The organism is Vibrio sp. Vb1127 (genome assembly GCF_033338735.1).
Classification (GTDB): Bacteria; Pseudomonadota; Gammaproteobacteria; order Enterobacterales; family Vibrionaceae; genus Vibrio; species Vibrio alginolyticus.
In genome coordinates, this window is sequence record NZ_JAWOTF010000001.1 from 671,945 (window position 1) to 692,595 (window position 20,651).

The 20,651-nt window shown below is 44.1% G+C and carries 17 protein-coding genes; 11 read left to right on the forward strand and 6 right to left on the reverse strand.

All coding sequences use genetic code 11. From position 1 onward, the window contains the following. Nucleotides 1-8: 8 nt before the first annotated feature. Nucleotides 9-1,043 carry an ABC transporter substrate-binding protein gene (locus tag R7H07_RS02905; protein ID WP_053304597.1) on the reverse strand — a complete coding sequence of 345 codons (1,035 nt, stop codon included), beginning with the start codon at nt 1,041-1,043 and terminating at the stop codon, nt 9-11. Nucleotides 1,044-1,180: 137 nt separating this feature from the next. Continuing rightward, nucleotides 1,181-1,540: a DUF6559 family protein gene (locus tag R7H07_RS02910; protein WP_017819807.1), complete on the reverse strand. Its 360-nt coding sequence runs from the start codon at nt 1,538-1,540 to the stop codon at nt 1,181-1,183. 168 nt (nt 1,541-1,708) lie between these two features. Between R7H07_RS02910 and R7H07_RS02915 the strand changes: the two genes are divergently transcribed. Further along, nucleotides 1,709-1,963: a hypothetical protein gene (locus tag R7H07_RS02915; protein WP_005387084.1), complete on the forward strand. Its 255-nt coding sequence runs from the start codon at nt 1,709-1,711 to the stop codon at nt 1,961-1,963. 101 nt (nt 1,964-2,064) lie between these two features. Here R7H07_RS02915 and R7H07_RS02920 read toward each other — a convergent pair whose 3' ends face one another. Further along, nucleotides 2,065-4,473: a beta-mannosidase gene (locus R7H07_RS02920; protein ID WP_047102766.1), complete on the reverse strand. Its 2,409-nt coding sequence runs from the start codon at nt 4,471-4,473 to the stop codon at nt 2,065-2,067. Between the two features lie 303 nt (nt 4,474-4,776). Here R7H07_RS02920 and R7H07_RS02925 point away from each other — a divergent pair, with 303 nt between their 5' ends. Next, the gene (locus R7H07_RS02925; protein ID WP_005373846.1) at nt 4,777-6,363 is read left to right on the forward strand and encodes a BCCT family transporter; all 1,587 of its coding nucleotides are present in this window, start codon (nt 4,777-4,779) and stop codon (nt 6,361-6,363) included. Nucleotides 6,364-6,425: 62 nt separating this feature from the next. Here the strand turns inward: R7H07_RS02925 and R7H07_RS02930 are convergent, their stop codons facing one another. Continuing rightward, complete coding sequence (locus tag R7H07_RS02930) at nt 6,426-7,154, reverse strand: UTRA domain-containing protein (protein ID WP_047102767.1); 729 nt, start codon at nt 7,152-7,154, stop codon at nt 6,426-6,428. A gap of 210 nt (nt 7,155-7,364) precedes the next feature. Between R7H07_RS02930 and R7H07_RS02935 the strand changes: the two genes are divergently transcribed. The 9 genes from R7H07_RS02935 (at nt 7,365) to R7H07_RS02975 (ending at nt 17,887) form a co-directional block, all read left to right on the forward strand. Beyond that, nucleotides 7,365-8,432: an ABC transporter substrate-binding protein gene (locus tag R7H07_RS02935; protein WP_047102768.1), complete on the forward strand. Its 1,068-nt coding sequence runs from the start codon at nt 7,365-7,367 to the stop codon at nt 8,430-8,432. Between the two features lie 12 nt (nt 8,433-8,444). Next, nucleotides 8,445-9,269, forward strand: coding sequence for an alkaline phosphatase family protein (locus R7H07_RS02940; protein ID WP_005373854.1), 825 nt, complete (start codon nt 8,445-8,447; stop codon nt 9,267-9,269). Further along, on the forward strand, nt 9,266-10,156 hold the full coding sequence (locus R7H07_RS02945; protein ID WP_047102769.1) for an ABC transporter permease: 891 nt from the start codon (nt 9,266-9,268) through the stop codon (nt 10,154-10,156). Before R7H07_RS02940 ends, R7H07_RS02945 begins: the two co-directional genes overlap by 4 nt. Before the next feature lie 2 nt (nt 10,157-10,158). Further along, nucleotides 10,159-10,947, forward strand: a complete 789-nt coding sequence (locus R7H07_RS02950) for an ABC transporter permease (RefSeq protein WP_017633567.1) — start codon at nt 10,159-10,161, stop codon at nt 10,945-10,947. Continuing rightward, on the forward strand, nt 10,944-11,963 hold the full coding sequence (locus R7H07_RS02955; RefSeq protein WP_005373862.1) for an ABC transporter ATP-binding protein: 1,020 nt from the start codon (nt 10,944-10,946) through the stop codon (nt 11,961-11,963). Before R7H07_RS02950 ends, R7H07_RS02955 begins: the two co-directional genes overlap by 4 nt. A 2-nt stretch (nt 11,964-11,965) precedes the next feature. After that, nucleotides 11,966-12,625: an HAD family hydrolase gene (locus tag R7H07_RS02960; RefSeq protein ID WP_017633566.1), complete on the forward strand. Its 660-nt coding sequence runs from the start codon at nt 11,966-11,968 to the stop codon at nt 12,623-12,625. A 192-nt stretch (nt 12,626-12,817) separates the two neighbouring features. After that, the gene (locus R7H07_RS02965; RefSeq protein ID WP_025767986.1) at nt 12,818-13,474 is read left to right on the forward strand and encodes a TetR/AcrR family transcriptional regulator; all 657 of its coding nucleotides are present in this window, start codon (nt 12,818-12,820) and stop codon (nt 13,472-13,474) included. Next, nucleotides 13,461-14,789 carry an efflux RND transporter periplasmic adaptor subunit gene (locus R7H07_RS02970; RefSeq protein ID WP_025767987.1) on the forward strand — a complete coding sequence of 443 codons (1,329 nt, stop codon included), beginning with the start codon at nt 13,461-13,463 and terminating at the stop codon, nt 14,787-14,789. The genes R7H07_RS02965 and R7H07_RS02970 overlap by 14 nt, the downstream gene beginning before the upstream one ends. Beyond that, a complete protein-coding gene (locus tag R7H07_RS02975; protein ID WP_206958717.1) occupies nt 14,786-17,887 on the forward strand; it encodes an efflux RND transporter permease subunit in 3,102 nt (1,033 codons plus the stop codon). The genes R7H07_RS02970 and R7H07_RS02975 overlap by 4 nt, the downstream gene beginning before the upstream one ends. A 507-nt stretch (nt 17,888-18,394) precedes the next feature. Here R7H07_RS02975 and R7H07_RS02980 read toward each other — a convergent pair. Together R7H07_RS02980 and R7H07_RS02985 are read right to left on the reverse strand one after the other, a co-directional pair. Further along, the gene (locus tag R7H07_RS02980) at nt 18,395-19,234 is read right to left on the reverse strand and encodes a hypothetical protein (RefSeq protein WP_025767990.1); all 840 of its coding nucleotides are present in this window, start codon (nt 19,232-19,234) and stop codon (nt 18,395-18,397) included. Between the two features lie 4 nt (nt 19,235-19,238). Then, the gene (locus R7H07_RS02985) at nt 19,239-20,459 is read right to left on the reverse strand and encodes a hypothetical protein (RefSeq protein ID WP_025767991.1); all 1,221 of its coding nucleotides are present in this window, start codon (nt 20,457-20,459) and stop codon (nt 19,239-19,241) included. Between the last annotated feature and the right edge of the window lie 192 nt (nt 20,460-20,651).

A 20,651-nucleotide genomic window follows, 5' to 3' on the forward strand; every position in this document is an offset into this window, starting at 1 on the left:
GACGTTGCTTATTGCGTTCTTAAACGTTGCCAGTACTTTTCGTAAATCGCTAACGTTTCTGCGCCAACATCATTAATAAACTCGCCTTTTTTCATGTCTTCTGATGAAGGGAAAATAGTACGGTTATTTTTCAACTCTTCTGGCAATTTGTCACGCCCAGCGTTTGTTGCCGACGCATAACCCAAACTGGTCACGATTTCCGCTTGGTTCTCTGATTGGTACATGAAGTTAATAAATTTATGCGCCAATTCTTTGTTTTTACTGCCAGACGGAATAGTGAAGTTGTCCATCCACAATACCGCGCCCTCTTCCGGCATCACGAACTTCAGTTCAGGCATTTCAACCTGCCCTTGGAATGCGTTGCCGTTCCATTGCATGCCGACCGATGTTTCACCGGACACGTAAGGGACTTGCGGCGCATCTGAGTTATACAGTAATACGTTGTTTTTCAGCGCAACTAGAGAATCAAAAGCCTGTTCGATTTCAGCTTCGTCTTTTGTATTCACGCTATGGCCATTTTTCTTAAGCGCCATACCAAACACATCGCGCACGTCATCGATCAACATGACTTGTTGTTCGTATTGAGACTCCCATAAGTCTGCCCATTTGGTCACTGGTTGCTCAACCATGGATTCGTTGTAGCTGATCCCGGTAATGCCCCAAATATAAGGCAGCGAGTAATCATTTTTCGGATCGTGCGCTTGGCCAAGTAAACCGTCCATTGTGTCTTGCATGTTTGGCACTTGAGCGTGATCTATTTTCGAAAGCAGCCCTTCTCGACCCATTTTTTCAATGAAGTACGCAGAAGCAAAAACCACATCGTAACCAGAACCTTTTAGCAATTTTAGCTTGGTGTACATTGATTCATTATTCTCAAAGGTCGAATAATTAATCGTAACGCCTTCTTGTTTTTCAAACGCTTTTAACGATGCTTCCGGCAAATAGCCACCCCATGCATAAACGTTCAACGTTTTGCTATCTGCATGAGCAAACATGCTGAGCACAAGAGCACTCAGCCCCAATCCTTTGATGATTAATTTCATGGTATGCAATCCAACCAGTCCAGCGACGCGCTGGGATTCGGGTGCATAATTAGGTAATTGTTACCCAATTGAAAGAAAATTTAATTAATCTTTAACAGCAAAAATATTTATCGAATTTATAAAATTAACGCATGTTTTTAATAGCGACTGTGCATACCAAAATGATGAGACATTCCATCTTCCATTCGGCCGCCTTTCCAGCCACCAGAGCCGAGTAAATTAAGCACATCTTGAGCGGTATAGTCGGCACCAGAAAAGAAATCATGCGCCACGTCTGAGCGTATTGCTTGCAACTCTGGTTGATTTTCCAAATCAAGATCTTGCGGATCCGCATATAATGCCAACGCAATTTTTTGTTGGCACGCGCTTAACTCACTGGTGCTCGTCTTTACCTGACCAACCGAAAAATACTCACGACTGCCGTATCCCACCACCAATCTAGTACTCATTAGTTTAATCACTTTCTTAATGCGACGACGTTGTATAAATCTCAACATGTTTTGTTATTCCTGTATTAAGTTGGCTATGGTCGTATTCTTTTTGTTCGAATTAAAACACTCTGTTTTATCCGCGAAATTTCTCTAGCGCTTTTCGCGATGATCGGTTGTATAATACGATCCTGAAATATTTTGTTACGTTACCTCGGTAACCCCTGAGACTGCAACATGAACAACAGCAGATGGGTCGGCTTTATAGGCGGCACGATTGTCTTACTTAGTACCTTTATCCTCTTCGGATCTTCCGTCCACGCTGCTTGGTACCGAATCCCTGCGGAAGCCATTCATGGTATCGCCTTCACTTTGGCTTTTGGTTTAGGGTTAAACAGCCTGCTGGCGTACGCGACGGCAGTGATTACTCTTGCTGCACTATTCTACATTGGCTTTGTCGTTAGCTATCGGGTCCATCAGAAACTTAAATAGTCTTCTGTCTCAACCTGAGCTTAATAACGGATACTTGGTAACTAAAAAGGGAGCAAACGCTCCCTTTTTAGTTATCAGCATGTAGATGTTCTATGCCCGCTTTAATCATTAAGGTGGCATACCCTCAACGACTGCTGCATACCTGAAACATCATCACCTAAATACTCAACCGTCATTGGAACCTTAGCCAACAGAGTAAAACTGGAGTCACTGAATCTTCCATCAGCATCACTCTCCAAATGAACAAAAAACGCAGGCTTATCCGCAATCAATGTAATTTTCCTCCCTTCAATAGAGACACCTATATTGGCTTTCGCTATCGGCAAGGTTTTTAGCTCGTGAGTACTAAACCATGTGTTGCTTATTCTGTCTTCACCGATTTGCGCTTCAACATAGAAGAAGCCTGACGTAAGTTCGTCCTTCTCGATCGATTCATCCAATTGCCACAAAATCGTATTGCTGTCTGCTATGACTGTTTGTTCTAAGCTCCAACATTGCTTTTCTTCCCCTTGCCAATCTACCCACTTAAGCAGTGTGTTGACGCTTGCGGACTCTTTGGCATCATTGAGCAAATGTAGGCTCAACTTGCCTGTATGCTCGGAAAATACCAAATACTGTGGCGCGAAAAATCGCTTCGCATGGTAGTGCAACTGCTTCCATCGACCACTGTATTCCAAACTAGACCAAGAACTGACAGGCCAATTGTCGTTGAGTTGCCAGTACAGCATGCCGCGACAAACTGGAGAAATGGCACGCCAATGATCGCATGCAGTTTTGATCGCGATTGCCTGCTGAACTTGACTTAAATACAGCATACTCTCAAATCCAGAGGGAAAACGAAAATAGCGCGTGAACATCTCTGTGATAATACTATTACCTCGAGGGTTCTTCTGATGTTGTTCGAAAGTTGGGGATGTAATATTCCAGTCTTGCTCAGGGACAAACCGCTTAACTTCAGCAAAAGATGGCCAAGATTGAAAACCAAACTCAGAGCAAAAACGAGGATTCACGTCAAGGTAGGCACTGAATGATTTTCCTGAATGCCAAACGTCCCAAAAGTGCATATCGCCTTTACTATCATCATGCCACGCATCACCGAAATCCAGTTCACCATTACATGGGGAACTTGGCCAGAAACGGCGAGTGCTATCTTGCTCGGTAATCTCCTTCTCAATCATGCGGTTGAGGCGATCGTAGTTAACCGTGTATTTGACTTTACTGCGCTTAGATTCGTCATACCAACCAATAGCTCCAATCACTTCATTGTCACCACACCAAAGTGCGATTGATGGGTGCTCCTTGAGCCTCGGGATTTGGAATCTAAGTTCTTCTTCTACCTCTTTTAAAAACTCGTCGTTTGATGGGTACAACGAGCAGGCGAACATCATGTCTTGCCACACCAACAAGCCAAGTTCATCACAAAGGTTATAAAAGATTTCACTCTCGTACTGACCACCGCCCCATACGCGAATCATGTTCATGTTGGCGTCAACCGCACTTTGCAAAAGGTTGCGATAACGTGTTTCGCACTCTCGCCCCGGCATTGCGTCAATAGGGATCCAGTTGGCACCTTTAGCATTAATCGGTACGCCATTGACGATAAATTCCATTGCAGAGCCGTGCTCATCAGCTTGATTATTTAGAGTTAGCTGACGCAAACCAATGTTGTGCGTTAACTTTTGCTCTCTGCAAGAAATGGTAATGGGATAGAGATACGCTTCGCCATAACCCGATGGCCACCAGCGTTGAGGCTCCAAAATGTGGAACTGGCAATGATAGTGACCACTTCCTTTTGTTTGAATACATTGACGCTCACCATTAAATTCAACCATCATTTCATGGCGTTCACTGTCCGTTTCCACTTCAACTACTACATCAAGAAACACACTCCCATCGGCTTGCCATTGCTGCTCTGTCGAGAAGCCTTTGAGCCAAAGCTCATTCACAATGTCGATTTGAATGGGGTCGTAAATACCCGATACCATCAAGCAAATGCCCCAGTCCCATCCGGAATGGCATTGTGTTTTGCGGATCAAGTTCATGTGTGGAATTTGGTTGTTGCCCATTGCCGATGGAATAGGAAATGGCAGTTTTTTTGCTCTTGCGATACCTTCTAAATCCACCCGAGCAAACTCAACCCGAATCGTGTTAGTACCTTGCTTTAAATGCGGTTTAATATCCACACGTTGCTGGGTAAACATGTTGCTGCAAGTTAGTGCTAACTCACCATTAACATAGAAGGTTGCCAATGTATCGACACGAGTTAGCGTCATCCAAATTTGCTTGGCAGACAACGTAAACGCGTCGACGTCAAACTCACGTGAGATATGCCACTCACACTCTTCAATCCATCGAACTTTGTTTTCATTATCGGCAAAATAAGGATCTGGAATCTGCTCTGCTTGTAAAAGCGCCGACACATTATCGCCCGGAATAAACATTGGAATTTCAAGATTGGGACGCTGTGGCGAGGTAAGCATCCACTGCCCGTTAAGTTCGAAGTGAGCCATCGAGTTAAACCTTAGCTTGGGAAAAACATGTTTTCTCAATGTAATCCTGATAATTCCATGCAAAAACAAGGGAAATGTTAATTACATACGAAATGCGGTGCATTTCACGTAAAAACTCTTTCTTTTGATCTCTACCCAAAAATCAGCAACTTGGCTAACCTGTTAAAAATTAATCGAAATCTAAGGTTATATTTGCAACTTCGACATGTTAACATCATCGGCTTTTTGAACATCCTCACACTTTTCGTTGAAACGATGTGAGGGGAAATGCACGGCTTCATAGCCCTAAAAAGCGAAGTAATTATGTCAAATATGACGAATGCCGCCTCCCACACAGCGCCTATTCAGGATGCTGACTATTCTGCTATTCATCCCCCATCTTTACTCAAGCGCCTCGAACTCACCAATCCTGTCTTTTGGTTAAGTGGTAGCTTCCTCACTCTATTCGTTTTACTTGCTCTAACGAATACCGACTCTCTAACCGCAATGGTTAACACCGGCTTCGGCTTTGCTACTAAATATTTCGGAGCTTACTGGCAAGTACTGCTTCTTCTGAATTTCCTAATTGGTTTGGCTCTTGCGTTTGGTCGCACTGGTTATGTGCGCCTAGGTGGTCTAGCGAAACCTGATATTGATAACTTTAAGTGGTTGTCAATCGTACTCTGTACTCTACTTGCAGGTGGTGGTGTGTTCTGGGCCGCTGCTGAGCCTATCGCGCACTTTGTGACTGCTCCGCCTCTATACGGGGAAGCCTCACCGAAAACTGCCGCAATCAATGCCCTATCTCAGTCTTTTATGCACTGGGGCTTCTTAGCTTGGGCGATCCTTGGTGGTCTATCTTCCATTGTCTTAATGCACTTGCATTACGATAAAGGCCTGCCTCTTAAACCGCGTACTCTGCTTTACCCTGTGTTTGGTGATAAAGCCATTAAAGGCTGGATTGGTGATGTTGCTGACGCATGTAGCATCATTGCAGTAGCAGCAGGAACCATCGGTCCTATCGGCTTCTTAGGTTTACAAATTAGCTACGCGCTAAATTCATTGTTTGGCCTGCCAGATACGTTCGTAACGCAAAGTATGGTTATTATGGCGGCGATCCTGATGTATACCCTTTCCGCACTGAGCGGTTTGAGCAAGGGTATTCAAATCGTCAGTCGTTACAACATCATTTTGTCTGTACTGTTAATTGGTTACATCCTGTTCTTCGGGCCGACAAGCTTTATCGTTGATGGCTACGTGCAAGGCGTTGGCCGTATGGTGGATAACTTCTTCCCTATGGCACTTTACCGTGGTGATACAGGGTGGCTAAGCTGGTGGACAGTATTCTTCTGGGGTTGGTTTATCGGTTATGGCCCAATGATGGCGATCTTTATTGCTCGTATCTCTCGTGGTCGTACAATTCGCCAATTAATCATGTCTATTAGCATAGCGGCACCGCTGATTACTTGCTTCTGGTTTAGTATCGTTGGTGGCAGTGGCCTTGCGTTTGAACTTGATAACCCAGGTTTGATTTCATCTGCGTTTGAAGGCTTTAACTTGCCTGCAGCACTGCTAGCGATTACTGGTGAATTACCTTACCCAATGATCATTTCGGTTCTGTTCCTGATCTTAACGACAACATTTATCGTGACGACGGGTGACTCGATGACTTACACAATCAGTGTAGTGATGACGGGCTCAACAGAACCAAACGCAGTGATTCGCTCGTTCTGGGGGCTGATTATGGGTATTGTCGCTATTGCGCTTATCTCAATGGGCTCTGGTGGTATTTCTGCATTGCAGTCTTTCATTGTGATTACCGCCGTGCCTGTGTCTTTCATTTTGCTGCCAAGCATTTGGAAAGCACCCGGCATTGCAAGCAGAATGGCGAAAGAGCAAGGCCTCGTTTAAACCGCCTCTCTAACCAATATGCGAAAAAGAGCCCTTCATTGGGCTCTTTTTAATTCTGCGCTTTATCCTACGCTATCAATGCGAATCATCACTGCGTCTGGACGCCAATACTCGAATTCGCAGTCCATTAAATGCCCATCTTGTTTGTAGTTTACCCGCCGAATTTTCAGAACGGGTTGTCCTTCGGCCAAGTTCAACGCTTTAGCGACATGAGCAGGTGCTGACGTTGGAATCACATCAAAACGAGAGCGCTTTGTTTCGTAACCATACTTCTCACGATAAATGCCCGTCAGGGACATGGTGAGGTTCTCAGACAATATACCCTCAAACAGTGCCGCTTTGAGCACGTTCTCAACAAACAATACCGCTCGCCCATCAATAAAACGTAACCGTTCAATTACATAAATTGGGGTAATTCGCTCCACCTCTAACGATTTGGCATACTCACCTGCGGCCATTTCACTTCGCACGTTGAGTAACTTAGTTTCTGCAATACGATGCTGCTCTCGAATCATCTGATGGAAGTGAGAACGAGACAACGGGTTGTAACAGATACGCTCAGGAGATACATACCAACCCCGGCGCTCTTCTCGATAAATAAGGCCTTCAGTTTCTAAAGACACCAACGCATCTTTGATAGTGATTCGAGTTGTAGAAAACAGCTCACTGAGCTCTCTCTCTGACGGCAGTTTTTGTCCTTCCGACATGATGCCGGAAAGAATCTGCTGTTTTAAGCTGCTTCTAATTTTTCCTAATTGGGTACCAAATTGTCCGGTGCCTGTCACTCTCATTCTGATCTAGTCCAACGATAATTTGACGAATAACATAAGGCGTTTACGTAACAAAAATATGACATTAATCAACAGAACACATACTGAACGTATGAAATATAAGTGCCATATAAAATCAGCAAAACTGTCAAATTACTTGCGCTAAATCGTCACATTCCATCCATAGCATACAAAGCGAACTTACTGACCTAGTCCAGAAGGATGGAGACAATGAAAACTTTGCTAAGTCGTTCAATTACCGCACCAGCGGCAATCATTGCGGTAACGCTCGCTGCGCCAACAGTAGCGAAAGAAGCCGATGTTGAATCTTTGGTAGCAGCAGCACAAAAAGAAGGGGCGGTTTACAGTGTGGGTATGCCTGACAGTTGGGCAAACTGGAAAGACACTTGGGCTGATTTAAAGTCAAATTACAACCTTAAGCACCAAGACACGGATATGAGCTCGGCTCAAGAAATCGCAAAATTCGAAGCTGAGAAGAAAAACGCGACCGCAGACATTGGTGACGTAGGCTTTGCCTTCGCACGTGTAGCGGTTAAAAAAGGCGTCACTCAGCCATATAAACCAACAACTTGGAATGACATCCCAGATTGGGCAAAAGACGAAGATGGTCATTGGGCACTTGCTTACACTGGCACTATTTCTTTTATCTCCAACAATAACCTCGTAAAAGACGCGCCAAAAACGTGGGATGACCTATTAAAAGGCGACTACAAAGTGACCGTAGGTGACGTAGGCGTAGCAGCACAGGCAAACAACGCGGTTCTCGCCGCAGCGTTCGCCAACGGTGGGGACGAATCCAACCTCAAGCCTGCGCTCAAATTCTTTTCTGAACTCGCGAAGCAAGGTCGTCTTTCATTTACCGATCCGAACATCGCCAACCTAGAAAAAGGCGAAGTGGAAGTGGCGATCATGTGGGACTTCAATGCATTGAACTACCGCGACAAAATTGACCGCGACCGCTTTACAGTGAGCATTCCTCAAGATGGCTCTGTGATTTCTGGTTATACAACCATAATCAATAAATACGCGAAGAACCCTAATGCAGCAAAGCTTGCTCGTGAATACATCTTCAGCGATCAAGGGCAAATCAACTTAGCAGAAGGTTATGCGCGTCCAATCCGCACCAACATCACACTGCCTCAAGCAGTGCAAGACAAGCTAATTGCTAATGACCAATACAGCAATGTTCACCCAGTGACTGACTTCTCAGCTTGGGAAAAGTCCGCACGTAAGCTGCCACGTCAATGGCAAGAAAGTGTCTTAATCCACCAGCAATAAGAGTAAGTCGTTATGAGCAATAAGGTCATCCTTGTTGTTCTAGATGGACTGAACTATCAGGTAGCCCGTGATTGCATGGGCTACCTCAATGGTCTTCTAGAACAAAGTCGTTCCCAACAAGAAACTCGCGCAACGCTTTATCCTGTGCAGTGTGAGCTGCCCTCTATGTCTCGCCCACTTTATGAGTGCATTTTAACGGGCGTTCGCCCTGTAGAAAGCGGCATCGTAAACAACAATATCGTTCGTCTATCCAAACACGATTCCATTTTCAGTTTGGCAAAAGCCCAAGGAAAAGTGACCGCTGCGGCTGCCTACCACTGGGTAAGTGAGCTTTATAATCGCGCGCCATTTGAACCTGTTCGCGATCGTTTCACGCATGATGAAACCCTGAATATCCAGCACGGCTGCTTTTACCATTGGGATCATTATCCTGATGAAGCCTTGTTCCTGGACGCAGAGTATTTACGCCGCAACTATCAACCTGATTTCTTACTGATCCATCCGATGAATATCGACGATACAGGACATAAGTTTGGCCTAGACTCTCGCCAATACCGCAATTGTGCGCGAGGTGCAGACATTATTCTTTCCAACTACATCGATCAATGGCTTGCTGATGGGTATCAAATCATTGTGACCAGCGATCATGGCATGAACAACGATCTTTCTCACGGTGGGATTTTACCTGAAGAGCGAGAAGTTCCCCTGTTTGTCATTGGTGATAAGTTTACCCATCAAGATTGTCATATTAAGCAAACTGATATTTGTGGCACCGTTTGTCAATTGCTAAACCTTGACCACACGAAGCCATACACTCAGGAATTGTTAGCACTATGAGCAGTTCAGTCCTCTCCCCAAGCTCCAGCGAATCACGCTCAAATTTGGCAAGTACTTGGTTAAAGCGCTTTAAGCCAGCCATTTGGTTGGTGCCTTTCGCGCTGTTTTTCTACCTATTTCAACTCGCACCGATGATTTGGGTACTGTTAAACAGCTTTATCTACGATGGCGAGTTTGCCTTCGATAACTACATTGAAGTGCTCGACTCCGCCTTTATGATGCAGGCGTTTGGCAACAGTTTGTGGTTAGCTGTATGGTCGAGCATTTTTGGCTTAGCCATTGCGACTCTGTTGGTCTCTTCTCTACGCAGAGTCGATTCTAAAGTCCGCGACGGTGTGATTGCGTTTACAAACATGAGCAGCAACTTTGCAGGCGTACCTCTGTCATTCGCTTTTATTATTATTTTGGGCACCAATGGGGCGATTACCCTTTTGCTCAAGCAGTATGGCTTACTCGGTGATTTCGACCTTTATGGTAAATGGGGCCTGCTGGCCATTTACATCTACTTCCAAATCCCGCTGGCGGTGTTGTTGCTCTACCCTGCGTTCGACGCGTTGAGTGATGATTGGCAAGCAGCAGCTGCGCTACTGGGAGCCAAAACATCACAGTATTGGGCGAAAATCGCTCTGCCAGTGCTCTCACCAGCCTTATTCGGTACCTTTATTATCTTAATAGCCAACGCAATTGGCGCTTATGCGAGTGTTTATGCGCTGACCTCCGGTAACTATAACGTCATCACAATTCGAATTGCGAGTCTGGTATCGGGAGACCTGTTCCTTGAACCTAATCTCGCCGCTGCAATTTCAGTGATTCTAATGGCGTTACTTGCCTTTATCACAGTGATTAACCAATGGCTCATTTCGAAAAGCTATGCAGGTAGGAAGTAGTCATGAACAACGTTAATACTCGATTCCATAAAACGGTGGTTTATTCCATTGTTGGGATCATGCTCATCCCGATTTTAGCGACCTTTGTCTATTCGCTTTCATCACGCTGGGGTGCCACGGTGCTTCCAGATGGTTTCACTTTTGATTGGTACGTTAAATTGCTGACCGACCCACGCTTTTTGCAAGCGTTTGGGCGTTCGCTGTTTATTTGTATTGCTTCGCTAACCCTCAGTGTGCTTCTGGTTCTGCCAGCGATATTCGTGGTGTTTTACTACTTTCCGAAGCTCGATAAGCTCATGAACGTATTGATTTTGCTACCATTCGCTGTACCACCAGTGGTGTCCTCCGTCGGCTTGCTTCAACTTTATGCTGACAGTGAAATCTCCCTTATCGGTACTCCTTGGATTCTAGTAGGTACTTACTTCACCATCGCGTTACCGTTCATGTATCGTGCGATTTCTAATAGCTTCGAAGCAATTAACCTTAACGATTTAATGGACGCTGCACACTTGCTAGGGGCAAGCACAACCAAAGCGTTTTTGATGGTCATTTTACCTAACCTCAAAAAAGGACTGATGGCATCGCTTTTCCTTTCATTTTCATTTCTATTGGGAGAGTTTGTGTTCGCCAATATTTTAGTCGGCACACGTTATGAAACCCTGCAAATCTACTTGTATAACATGCGTCAGACGAGCGGCCACTTTACGTCTGCCTTAGTGATGACCTACTTCCTATTTATTTTTTTACTGACTTGGTTGGCAAGTCGTTTCAGCCGAGGAGTCAAACAATGAGCTACGTAACAGCGAAAAATCTGACTAAACGTTTTGGTGATAACACCGTATTTGAGGACATTCACTTTAACATCGAGCAAGGTGAATTCATTACGCTTTTAGGCCCTAGCGGTTGTGGTAAATCGACACTACTTCGCAGCCTTGCTGGGCTTAACCCTGTCGATGGAGGCGAGATTTGGGTAAACGGAGAAGATATCACGCATCAAGTCCCGCAAGAGCGTGGTATTGGGATGGTCTTTCAATCGTATGCGCTGTTTCCCAATATGACCGTCGAAGGCAACATTGCATTTGGCTTAAAAATGAAAAAGCTTGCGAATGATGATATTCGACGTGAAGTGGCTAAAGTCATCAAACTGGTGGATCTGGCAGGTAAAGAAAAACACTATCCGCATCAACTTTCTGGCGGTCAGCGCCAGCGTGTCGCACTCGCTCGAGCGTTGGTGGTGAAACCTCGCATATTATTGCTTGATGAACCACTTTCTGCGCTTGATGCCAAAATCCGCAAACACCTTCGTCAGCAAATCCGAGATATTCAGAAAGAGATGAATCTCACCACTATCTTCGTAACTCATGACCAAGAAGAGGCGATGATTATGTCTGATCGTATCTTCCTAATGAGTAAAGGAGAAATTGTTCAAGCAGGAACACCTGAAGAAATCTATACTCATCCTGCTAACGAGTTTGTGGCCGGTTTCATGGGGCACTACAACCTTGTAGAGGCCAATAAAGCCAAGCAACTCTTCAACATTGATACCGAATGGAAAGTGGCGATTCGCCCAGAGTCTATATATGTAAAAGAGCAAGGTCGTCAATATGATAGCCACATCTCAGCGCCACAAGTAGGTACGATCACCAACCACCAGCTTCTAGGTAATGTTATTCGCTATCAAGTGAACGTTGAAGAGTGTGAGCTCACTGTTGACTTACTTAACCGCTCTTCAGAACGCTTACTAGCGAATGGCAGCCAACTAGAACTACTCTTTAACCTAAACGAAATTCAACCAGTGAGAGCCTAAACATGTCCAAACCTTTGTATGTTTTTGATATGGATGAAACCCTAATAAACGCTGACTGCGCAATGATTTGGAACGAGTTTATGGTTGAGAAAGGCATCGCGACTGATCCTTTATTTATTATGGAAGATCAGCGTCTAATGGCCTTGTACTCTGAAGGCAAAATGGACATGGAAGATTACCTAGCGTTCTCCATGAAGCCACTAGAAAACATGCCGATTGAAGAAGTAAACGCCTTGGTTGAAGAATGTGTTGAAAGCCATATTTTGCCTAAACAGTTCCCTCAAGCCAAAACCCTGATTGAGCAACTGTCTCGTGATGGTATAGATATGGTTATCATCTCTGCCAGCGTCACTTTTTTGGTGGAAGCCGTTGGTCGCCGTCTTAATATTCCAACCGCACTCGGAATTGATTTAATCGAGAAAAACAACCGTTATACTGCTGAAATCGACGGTATCCCGAGTTATCGTGAAGGCAAAGTCACGCGATTAAAACAGTGGCTAGAAAATCAGCCTGAGCCTTATTCCGAAATCCATTTCTATACCGATTCAATCAACGATTTACCGCTTTGTGAATACGCGAACTACGCTTATCTGGTAAATCCATGCCCACAACTAAAAGAACACGCCAACAGACCGAATTGGAGTGTGTTAAGTTGGGGGTGATATAGCCTCACAAGACCGTTCTTCCTAAGTAAATACTTTTCTATTTGTTCAAAGAGCAGTTCTTTCTGCTCTTTTTTACTTCTCTTCATCACAAATTAATCACTTGATTAAATACTGATTAATTTTTCACATGTCGCATGAGAAATCAGCGTCTTATAATTAATCAAATGTTTAATATTTTGAGAGAAGATTGTGACGGAAGCGCATCGAAGGGCGGGAAGACCCACAGATAATATCGACGCACGGGAAAAACTGATTTTCCACGCGCGCGAACTCTTCACCATTATGGCTTATGACAAGGTCTCTACTCGCCTAGTCGCGCAGAAAGCAGGCGTGAACGTTGCGATGATTCGCTACTACTTTGGCAACAAAGAAGGCCTGTTCGAGACCATGTTGCGCGAAACACTGTCACCGATGCAAAAGCAGATGCAGACGTTGGTATCCAACAGTAACGAGCAAAACTTTCTCGATCTAATGCGTACCTACTACCGCGAAATGATCAAGGTACCACAGTTCCCACGCTTAGTTGCCCAAGTTATGCATATGCCCCCATCGGAAACCCAACGCAAACTGCTCGAAAAAGTCTTCGCAGATATCAGCAAGCCAATGCAAGGCGTGATCTTTGATAAGTTGATTGACAGTGGCGTTTTACGAAAAGACGCCGACCCTCAACTTTGTCGCGTCTCTTACATCAGCTTGATGGTGTTTCCTTTTATGGCACCACCAGCACTGCTCGCCATTCATGGCATTGAACTTTCTGAAGCCTTCTTGAACCGATTATTCGAACACAACATACAACTGATGAAACATGGATTTTTAGACTCGGGCGACCAATATGAAGATAAATAAAAAGCTGCTGTTCTTTCCTGCTCTTGCGGTGGGGGTCGTCATTCTGTTTTTGGCGATTAGCCTCAAACCAGATTTGCCCGTAAAACCCGCTGGAGATCGTGCACGGTTGGTCGAGACGATTCCACTTGAGCTGAAAGCGATTGCACCTGTTGCTATTGGCTTTGGTAAAATCGCACCGAAAGTTGAATGGAAAGCGATAGCCGAAGTGACCGGTAAAGTGGTTTACCGTCATCCGCAACTGGAAAAAGGACAAGTGCTGCAAGCAGGAACGGAAATCTTGCGAATCGACCCACTCGATTACGAGTTGAAACTGGTTCAAGCTCAAGCCGATCTCAAATCTGCTCAAACCTCTCTGGCTAAGCTGAACCAAGAAGAAGCGAATCTCAAAAGCACACTCAAGATAGAAGCCAACCGTCTGGTTATCGCCAACAAAGAGTTAGACCGTAAACAAAACCTACGTAAGAAAGGCTTAACCTCGCAATCGGATGTAGATCAGCAAGAGCAAAGCGCGCTCTCTCAACGTAAGTTAGTACTGGATATTGAAAATCAAATTGGTTTGATGCCGGATGAGAAACGAGTCGCGGAAGCCCTAGTTAAAGTTAATGCATCAAAAGTGGATGAGGCCGAACGCTCGCTTGATAAAACCATCATCACGCTTCCTTACGATTTGCGTATTGCTGACGTAGAAATTGAGAAAAAGCAAGTGGTTAACCTCCAACAAACCATGGTGACAGGACATGGTATTGATGTCATGGAAGTGGAAGCTCAACTATCCATTCATGACATGCAAACTTTGGCGGCGAGCATCGGTGAGTTTGTCCGTGATGAATCTGGTATTCCACAACCTGATATGAATGCGATTCATGCCAACATTGAACTCAGCAGCGGTAACCTCTCTGCAAGCTGGCCTGCGAAAGTTGCACGCATCAGTGAAACGGTTGATCCAAGCCAAGCGACTGCCGGTGTGATTCTGGAAATTGAACAAGACTACCGTGCATTAAACCCAACGTCTGCGCCTCCATTGGTGAACGGCATGTTTGTGCGTGCCTTGATTGAGGGACAAGAGAACCCGAGTTGGGTCATCCCAGAGCGTGCGCTTCATGGCAATAAGATTTACCTGATGGGCGATGACAATCGTCTGCAAGTCGTCACGGTTGAAGTGTTATATCGTCGCAATAACCAAGTGGTGATCGATGGTGAACTAGAGCAAGGTCAGAAGCTGATCATCAACGATTTGCTGCCTGCGATTAACGGCATGCTATTGAAAGAGTCACCTGAACAGTCAGAAACGGCTATTGAGGAGTCTGATTCATGATCCGATTCTTCGCCAAGCATCCAACAGCAGCCAACTTGCTGATGCTAACGCTGCTGATATTGGGGATTTCTTCACTTTCCACGATTAAGCGTGAAACTTTTCCTGAGTTTGATCCGCCCTACATCCTAGCTGGTGTGGTTTACCCCGGCGCTTCCCCTCAAGAGGTAGAAGAGAGCATCTGTATCCGAATGGAAGATGCTGTCGATGGCCTTGCCAACATTAAAGAAACTCAGTGTGAAGCGATTGAGGGTTCTGCGCGTCTTATCTTAAAACTGAATGAAGAAGCCGACATTGGGCGCATGTTGGTTGATGTTCAAACCCAGATCAACTCGATAAACGACTTCCCACAAGAGATTGAATCTCCTGTGGTCCAAGAGCTCGATTGGAACGAGCCAGTTGTGGATGTCGCGATCACCGCAGATACCACATGGCCAGAGCTAAAAGCGTATGCCGAACAGCTTAAACGCACGTTAAAAATCGATTACGATGTCTCTTTGGTTGAAGTTGCTGGCTTCTCTGACCACCAATACCGAGTAGAGTTAGACACTCAAGCTATCCGACAACTTGGTTTGAGTGTTGGTGATATTGCGGACCAGATTGGTCGTCAAAACGTCAAGTTGCCAAGTGGTAATGTCGAAACGCCAGATAAGAACTTTCTGATCCGCTTTGACGAACGACGCGTGACGCCGGAAGAGCTTGAGACTATCGTCGTGGGCTCTGGTACAAATGGCTCAATCATCCGTCTAAGAGATATTGCGACGATTACCGACCGGTTTGAATTGGACGAACAGAAAGTCCTCTTCGATGGTCACCCTTCTGCCCTACTAAAAGTCAGCAAAAACAAAGAAGATGACGCACTGCGTATCAAGGAACGGGTTGCTCAATTTGTCGAAGAACAACAAGCTATCGCGCCAGACGGTGTGATGCTACAAATGACCAATGACCTTTCATCCGTGCTTTGGGATCGCCTGACCATGATGGTCAAAAACGGTTGGCAAGGTATCATTCTGGTCTTCGCCACCATGTGGTTGTTCTTTAGTTTTCGCTATTCCTTTTGGGTCGCAGCTGGTTTACCCGTTGCCTTCTTAGGTGGGTTATTTTTGATGGCGCAACTTGGCCTGTCCATCAACATCATGTCTTTGGTCGGGTTACTCATGGCCATCGGTATCATGATGGATGATGCCATCGTTATTGCCGAATCGATTGCCGCTCACCTCGACCGAGGAGAAGAGATCGATGATGCCGTTATCAAAGGAGTGAAAAAGGTACTGCCAGGGGTAATTTCTTCCTTCCTAACTACGGTGTGTATTTTTGGTAGCTTGTTATTCCTGCAAGGTGAAATGGGTGCGGTACTTAAAGCAGTTCCTCAAGTTCTGATCCTCGTTTTGAGTTTGAGTTTGGTGGAAGCCTTCTTGATCCTACCTAACCACCTTTCTCATTCGCTACATAAACAAAAGCAAGAGCGAAAAACACCGAAGTTCAAACAAAAGCTGCTCGCTTCTTTTGAAAACTTCCGCAACACCACCTTGGTCAACGCAGTAGATAAAGTGGTCGAGTATCGCTATGCCTTTATGGGTGGCGTGGTTGCCTTGCTTCTTATCTCCGCGGCCACGTTAGTAGGTGGTTTACTCAAGTTCCAACCCTTCCCTGAATTGGATGGCGACATTGCAGAAGCGCGTATTATTCTTCCTCCGGGTTCTTCTCTGTCTCAAACGGAAGCTGTCGTCGATAAGATCGTCGCTTCCGCTCAAAAGCTAGATAAAGAATGGACAGAGAAAGTGGAAGACGGCAATCCATTGGTTCTACACATTACCAGTCAATTCAACGCTAACGCCGACGCGAATGAATCTGGCCCTCACATTGCCACGGTACGTCTGGATTTGCTGGGCGCCGAGAGTCGTAACACACTCATCGATGAATTTATCGACGCATGGCGTGAAGACATTGGTGAACTTGCCGATCCTATCTCGCTGGTATTTAAACAACCGACCATGGGGCCGGGTGGACGAGCGATTGAAATTCGAGCGAAGCATGATGAACTGGATGCGCTCAAAGCCGCCTCTATCGACATTCAACAATACTTAAATGAGTTTGACGGTGTCCATGGCGTGTTGGATGACATGCGTATGGGTAAAGAAGAAGTCTTGGTAAAACTGCGTCCGGGCGCAGAAGCTTACGGGATTAACGGCCAACTCATCGCCAATCAATTGCGTGCAGCTTTCTTTGGCCAAACCGCAGACGAGATCCAAGTTGGGGTAGAAAACATTTCAATCGAAGTTCGCCTCGATAAAGCACAAGCCGGTGACTTACAGCAATTGGCAAACTTTCCGATTATCTTGTCCGATGGCAGTCAAATCCCCCTCGCAACCATTGCGACTTTGGATTTCCAACGTAATTACGTAAGAATCCAGCGCATTGATGGCTTGAGGACTGTGAGCGTATTCGGCGATATCAACAATACGAAAGCCAACTCAACCGCCATTATTCGTCAGTTCCAACAGGATGAGGCGCCAAAGCTTATGCAAAAGTATCCTGGTCTTCGCTTTGATTTTGAAGGCGAAGCCAAAGATACCGCTGAAACTGGCGCATCAATGGGTAAAGGCTTCTTGCTTGGTTTATTTGGCGTGTTTGCGATTCTGAGTTACCAATTCCGCAGTTATTTGGAACCATTCGTCGTCATGCTTGCGATTCCACTCGCCTTTATTGGCGTGGTATGGGGACACATCCTACTCGGTCACTCATTAAGTATGCCGAGTATGATGGGCTTTGTCTCACTAGCGGGGATTGTGGTGAATGACTCGATTCTGTTAGTTCAGTACATACGCCATCATGTCGATGAAGGGGATAATGTGCACGACTCAGTAGTCAAAGCCAGTCGGGAACGCTTTAGAGCAGTATTCCTGACATCAATGACCACTGCAGCAGGTTTGCTTCCGTTACTGACTGAAACCAGTTTGCAAGCACAGGTTATCCAACCACTGGTTATCTCTATCGTGTTTGGTATTTTCGCATCCACTCTGCTGGTGTTGTTTATGATCCCTGCTGCGTATGCCATTTTAGCTGACTTCGGCCTAGTCCATAAGCACGAAGAAATCTAAAACGACTGATAAGTAAACTTATCAAAATGCACAAGAGCGGCTTAGGTCGCTTTTTGTTCAATACCAATGCGTTAAAAAACACACAATCACTTAACAAACAGAGGGTTATTGTGTCTCATTAAGTGTGAATATGAACAGTTAAGGATTAAGTATGTTGAGTTTTATATAACCAAATCAAATAACCAACACAAGATTTATAATATGTCTTATTGTCAAAAACGGAATTTCACAGAGTAAAAATACACGCAGGCAACACATTCACAATTTAAACTCACGATAATGAAAACATTGATTGAAGAATTAACATTTTAACAATCATTACAACAATGTTAACTTTAGCCTCGTTGGTCGTGCTGGTGGTAAGCCTCTCACCAAGCCTATTGTCAGTTTTATATGGACGTTCGACCACCTCCAAAATGAATAGACACCCAATTTGGTGCCCTTTTTTCGCCCGTGAAAGCATTTTTCGCGGGCTTTTTTCTTTAAGTTAAGTATGAACGCTCTGGATCAACTTTTTTTTGTCAACCTTTCGGATTTGGAGGTAGTATGTGAATCAATAAGCGGAGACAGTGCTAGCAACTCTAAAACATTTTTTTCAAAGATTTCATCCGCGTGTCTTACCCAATCTAAAAACTTTTTTTGAGCAAACATAGGCTCGATTTCATATAAAAATTCAATACTAAAGTAAAACTCATTTTTGATAGGCAAATTGTACACTCTTCGATAGTCTTTTTTATACTCCAAATTTCCTTCTACATATTTTGAAAATGTATTTTCACCAATCTTGATATCTTGGCATTTGATTGGAGGGTAACCACGAAGAAACTCTCCTACAAGGAACTCTTCTTTCGCTCTCTTTTTTTCTTCGTTTATCGGGTCCATTCCCCAACGATGATTTGCGTACGCAATGGCATCATTCATCAACTCTGTATGATCACCTTTTCGAGAGCCGTCAGGTGACTCTACAGCATGATAAAAATCCACGTACTCTTTCTCTATAAATGAAGATAGTTCATTAACACTAGTAATATATTTATCTGAAGATTTAATCCTTAACCGAATATATAAACCACCTTGTTTATTGATTGGTAATAGTGGATTTATTATTTTATTTTGAAAAGAGAAATAAATCGTGGCCAATTTTATAAACTTTTCATGCCGCTCTACTTTTGAATCAATATTGAACCGTTGTAATTCAATAAAATCTTGGTATACATGTCCTTCATATATGTTGTTCGGACACTCAAATGACAGCACTAAGTCATCTATCTGGAATACATTATGTAACAAGTTTGCAAAATCTGGCTTTCCTCGAAAGCCATCTTTATACATTTTAATAAGGCCCATATATCTAACCCTTGTTCTTTAAATATTCATCAATATCTTTTAAACGTTTACTAGCCATATTATTACCAGACATCATCAGTTGTCGTCGATAAGATTCCACACCGAAATAGGGTAATGTATGTGGGCTCTCTGTGACCTCTCCATTCATCACTAATCCCAAGAATTTACAACAACGAACGAGACTACTTGCAGATAATGGAGTTTGTCTCGCAGCAATATTTGGGACAATATCAAAGGGATTCGTTCGGGTTTTTGTGTAATTAACTTTCAAACCAAGCTGCTGTGCATTTTTCCCTATCTTCGTTGTATTTGTTCCCCCTGCATGCACAACGATTTGTTGATTCAATAGTCTTAAGCTCGGATTATTTTTTCTAACATACTCAAGAGCAGAGTTAAAAATAATGGCACCTTGGCTATGCACTGTCCATTTTACTTCCTTACCCTGCTCTGCACATTGTTTCATTACTGCTGCTAGGTGTTGAGCATTGTGCGAAGTAAAACGAGTTTTGTCATAAACACATTCAATAAGGTCCAGCTTCGCATTATCAGAAGGGTTGTGAAACAACGTATACTCTGTTGGCTTATCTTCTTTGTACGCCACCTGCGTATGTACCCCCATCAGTGTCGCCGCTTTCTCATAATCATTCAACATTCCATTTACCGTTGCATGAAGCGTATTGACTTGATGAGTTACTTGAGCTTTAGTGTGGTCCCACTCAGCCAACAATAACTTTGCTTCATCATTGTTCTGCACTCCATTATACTCACCATTTTTACCTGTTTCTTTCTTCACATGATACATTTGGGTTCTTTGATGTGAATGCTTAAAAATAGACTTACCATGCAACTGTCGATCAAAAGCAATATCATGAATTACAACTTTCCCGTCTCTAAGGATACAAGTTAATAAGTAATGATAATTTTTGAAGGGATACCTAGTTCGAAATATTCGAAGCAATGGATTGCGTTTGTGTCTAACTACAGAGGGTGTGCTTGGATTAGATGAAAGAAAATACATTTCTTTGACAACTTGCTTCTGATCATATTCATTCAGAGACGCAAGCATGACGAGGGATTGTCTTGATAAGTATAGTTTTTTATTGCTAAAGAGTGCAGCTGAAAGTCTCACTCTTCCATGTAAGAATTGTTCAACCTCATTAACCGACTTATTATTTAGCCCAATGTAATCAAAAGCCTCTTTCCTTTCAATAAATTCCCAAGTCATTACTAATCCCTCTTCAAATAAAAGTGAACCACATACTAAGGTATTATGAAGGTCAAAAAGGAGATCGGATCTTTTCTAAATTTTAAATATCTAACATCACCTCCACTTTACTGAAATCTACACTTTTAAAAGTTACATCCGCTCCATCCAGCAATAGCTCATCAAACACGCCAACTATTGATAATAAGCTTG

What these genes read in the sequence shown, in the direction of transcription:
- R7H07_RS02925 (WP_005373846.1), top strand. Translation starts at nt 4,777, where the DNA reads ATGTCAAATATGACGAATGCCGCCTCCCACACAGCGCCTATTCAGGAT.
- R7H07_RS02960 (WP_017633566.1), top strand. Translation starts at nt 11,966, where the DNA reads ATGTCCAAACCTTTGTATGTTTTTGATATGGATGAAACCCTAATAAAC.
- R7H07_RS02930 (WP_047102767.1), bottom strand. Translation starts at nt 7,154, where the DNA reads ATGAGAGTGACAGGCACCGGACAATTTGGTACCCAATTAGGAAAAATT.
- R7H07_RS02905 (WP_053304597.1), bottom strand. Translation starts at nt 1,043, where the DNA reads ATGAAATTAATCATCAAAGGATTGGGGCTGAGTGCTCTTGTGCTCAGC.
- R7H07_RS02980 (WP_025767990.1), bottom strand. Translation starts at nt 19,234, where the DNA reads ATGGGCCTTATTAAAATGTATAAAGATGGCTTTCGAGGAAAGCCAGAT.
- R7H07_RS02945 (WP_047102769.1), top strand. Translation starts at nt 9,266, where the DNA reads ATGAGCAGTTCAGTCCTCTCCCCAAGCTCCAGCGAATCACGCTCAAAT.
- R7H07_RS02975 (WP_206958717.1), top strand. Translation starts at nt 14,786, where the DNA reads ATGATCCGATTCTTCGCCAAGCATCCAACAGCAGCCAACTTGCTGATG.
- R7H07_RS02955 (WP_005373862.1), top strand. Translation starts at nt 10,944, where the DNA reads ATGAGCTACGTAACAGCGAAAAATCTGACTAAACGTTTTGGTGATAAC.
- R7H07_RS02985 (WP_025767991.1), bottom strand. Translation starts at nt 20,459, where the DNA reads ATGACTTGGGAATTTATTGAAAGGAAAGAGGCTTTTGATTACATTGGG.
- R7H07_RS02910 (WP_017819807.1), bottom strand. Translation starts at nt 1,540, where the DNA reads ATGTTGAGATTTATACAACGTCGTCGCATTAAGAAAGTGATTAAACTA.
- R7H07_RS02915 (WP_005387084.1), top strand. Translation starts at nt 1,709, where the DNA reads ATGAACAACAGCAGATGGGTCGGCTTTATAGGCGGCACGATTGTCTTA.
- R7H07_RS02920 (WP_047102766.1), bottom strand. Translation starts at nt 4,473, where the DNA reads ATGGCTCACTTCGAACTTAACGGGCAGTGGATGCTTACCTCGCCACAG.
- R7H07_RS02935 (WP_047102768.1), top strand. Translation starts at nt 7,365, where the DNA reads ATGAAAACTTTGCTAAGTCGTTCAATTACCGCACCAGCGGCAATCATT.
- R7H07_RS02970 (WP_025767987.1), top strand. Translation starts at nt 13,461, where the DNA reads ATGAAGATAAATAAAAAGCTGCTGTTCTTTCCTGCTCTTGCGGTGGGG.
- R7H07_RS02950 (WP_017633567.1), top strand. Translation starts at nt 10,159, where the DNA reads ATGAACAACGTTAATACTCGATTCCATAAAACGGTGGTTTATTCCATT.
- R7H07_RS02940 (WP_005373854.1), top strand. Translation starts at nt 8,445, where the DNA reads ATGAGCAATAAGGTCATCCTTGTTGTTCTAGATGGACTGAACTATCAG.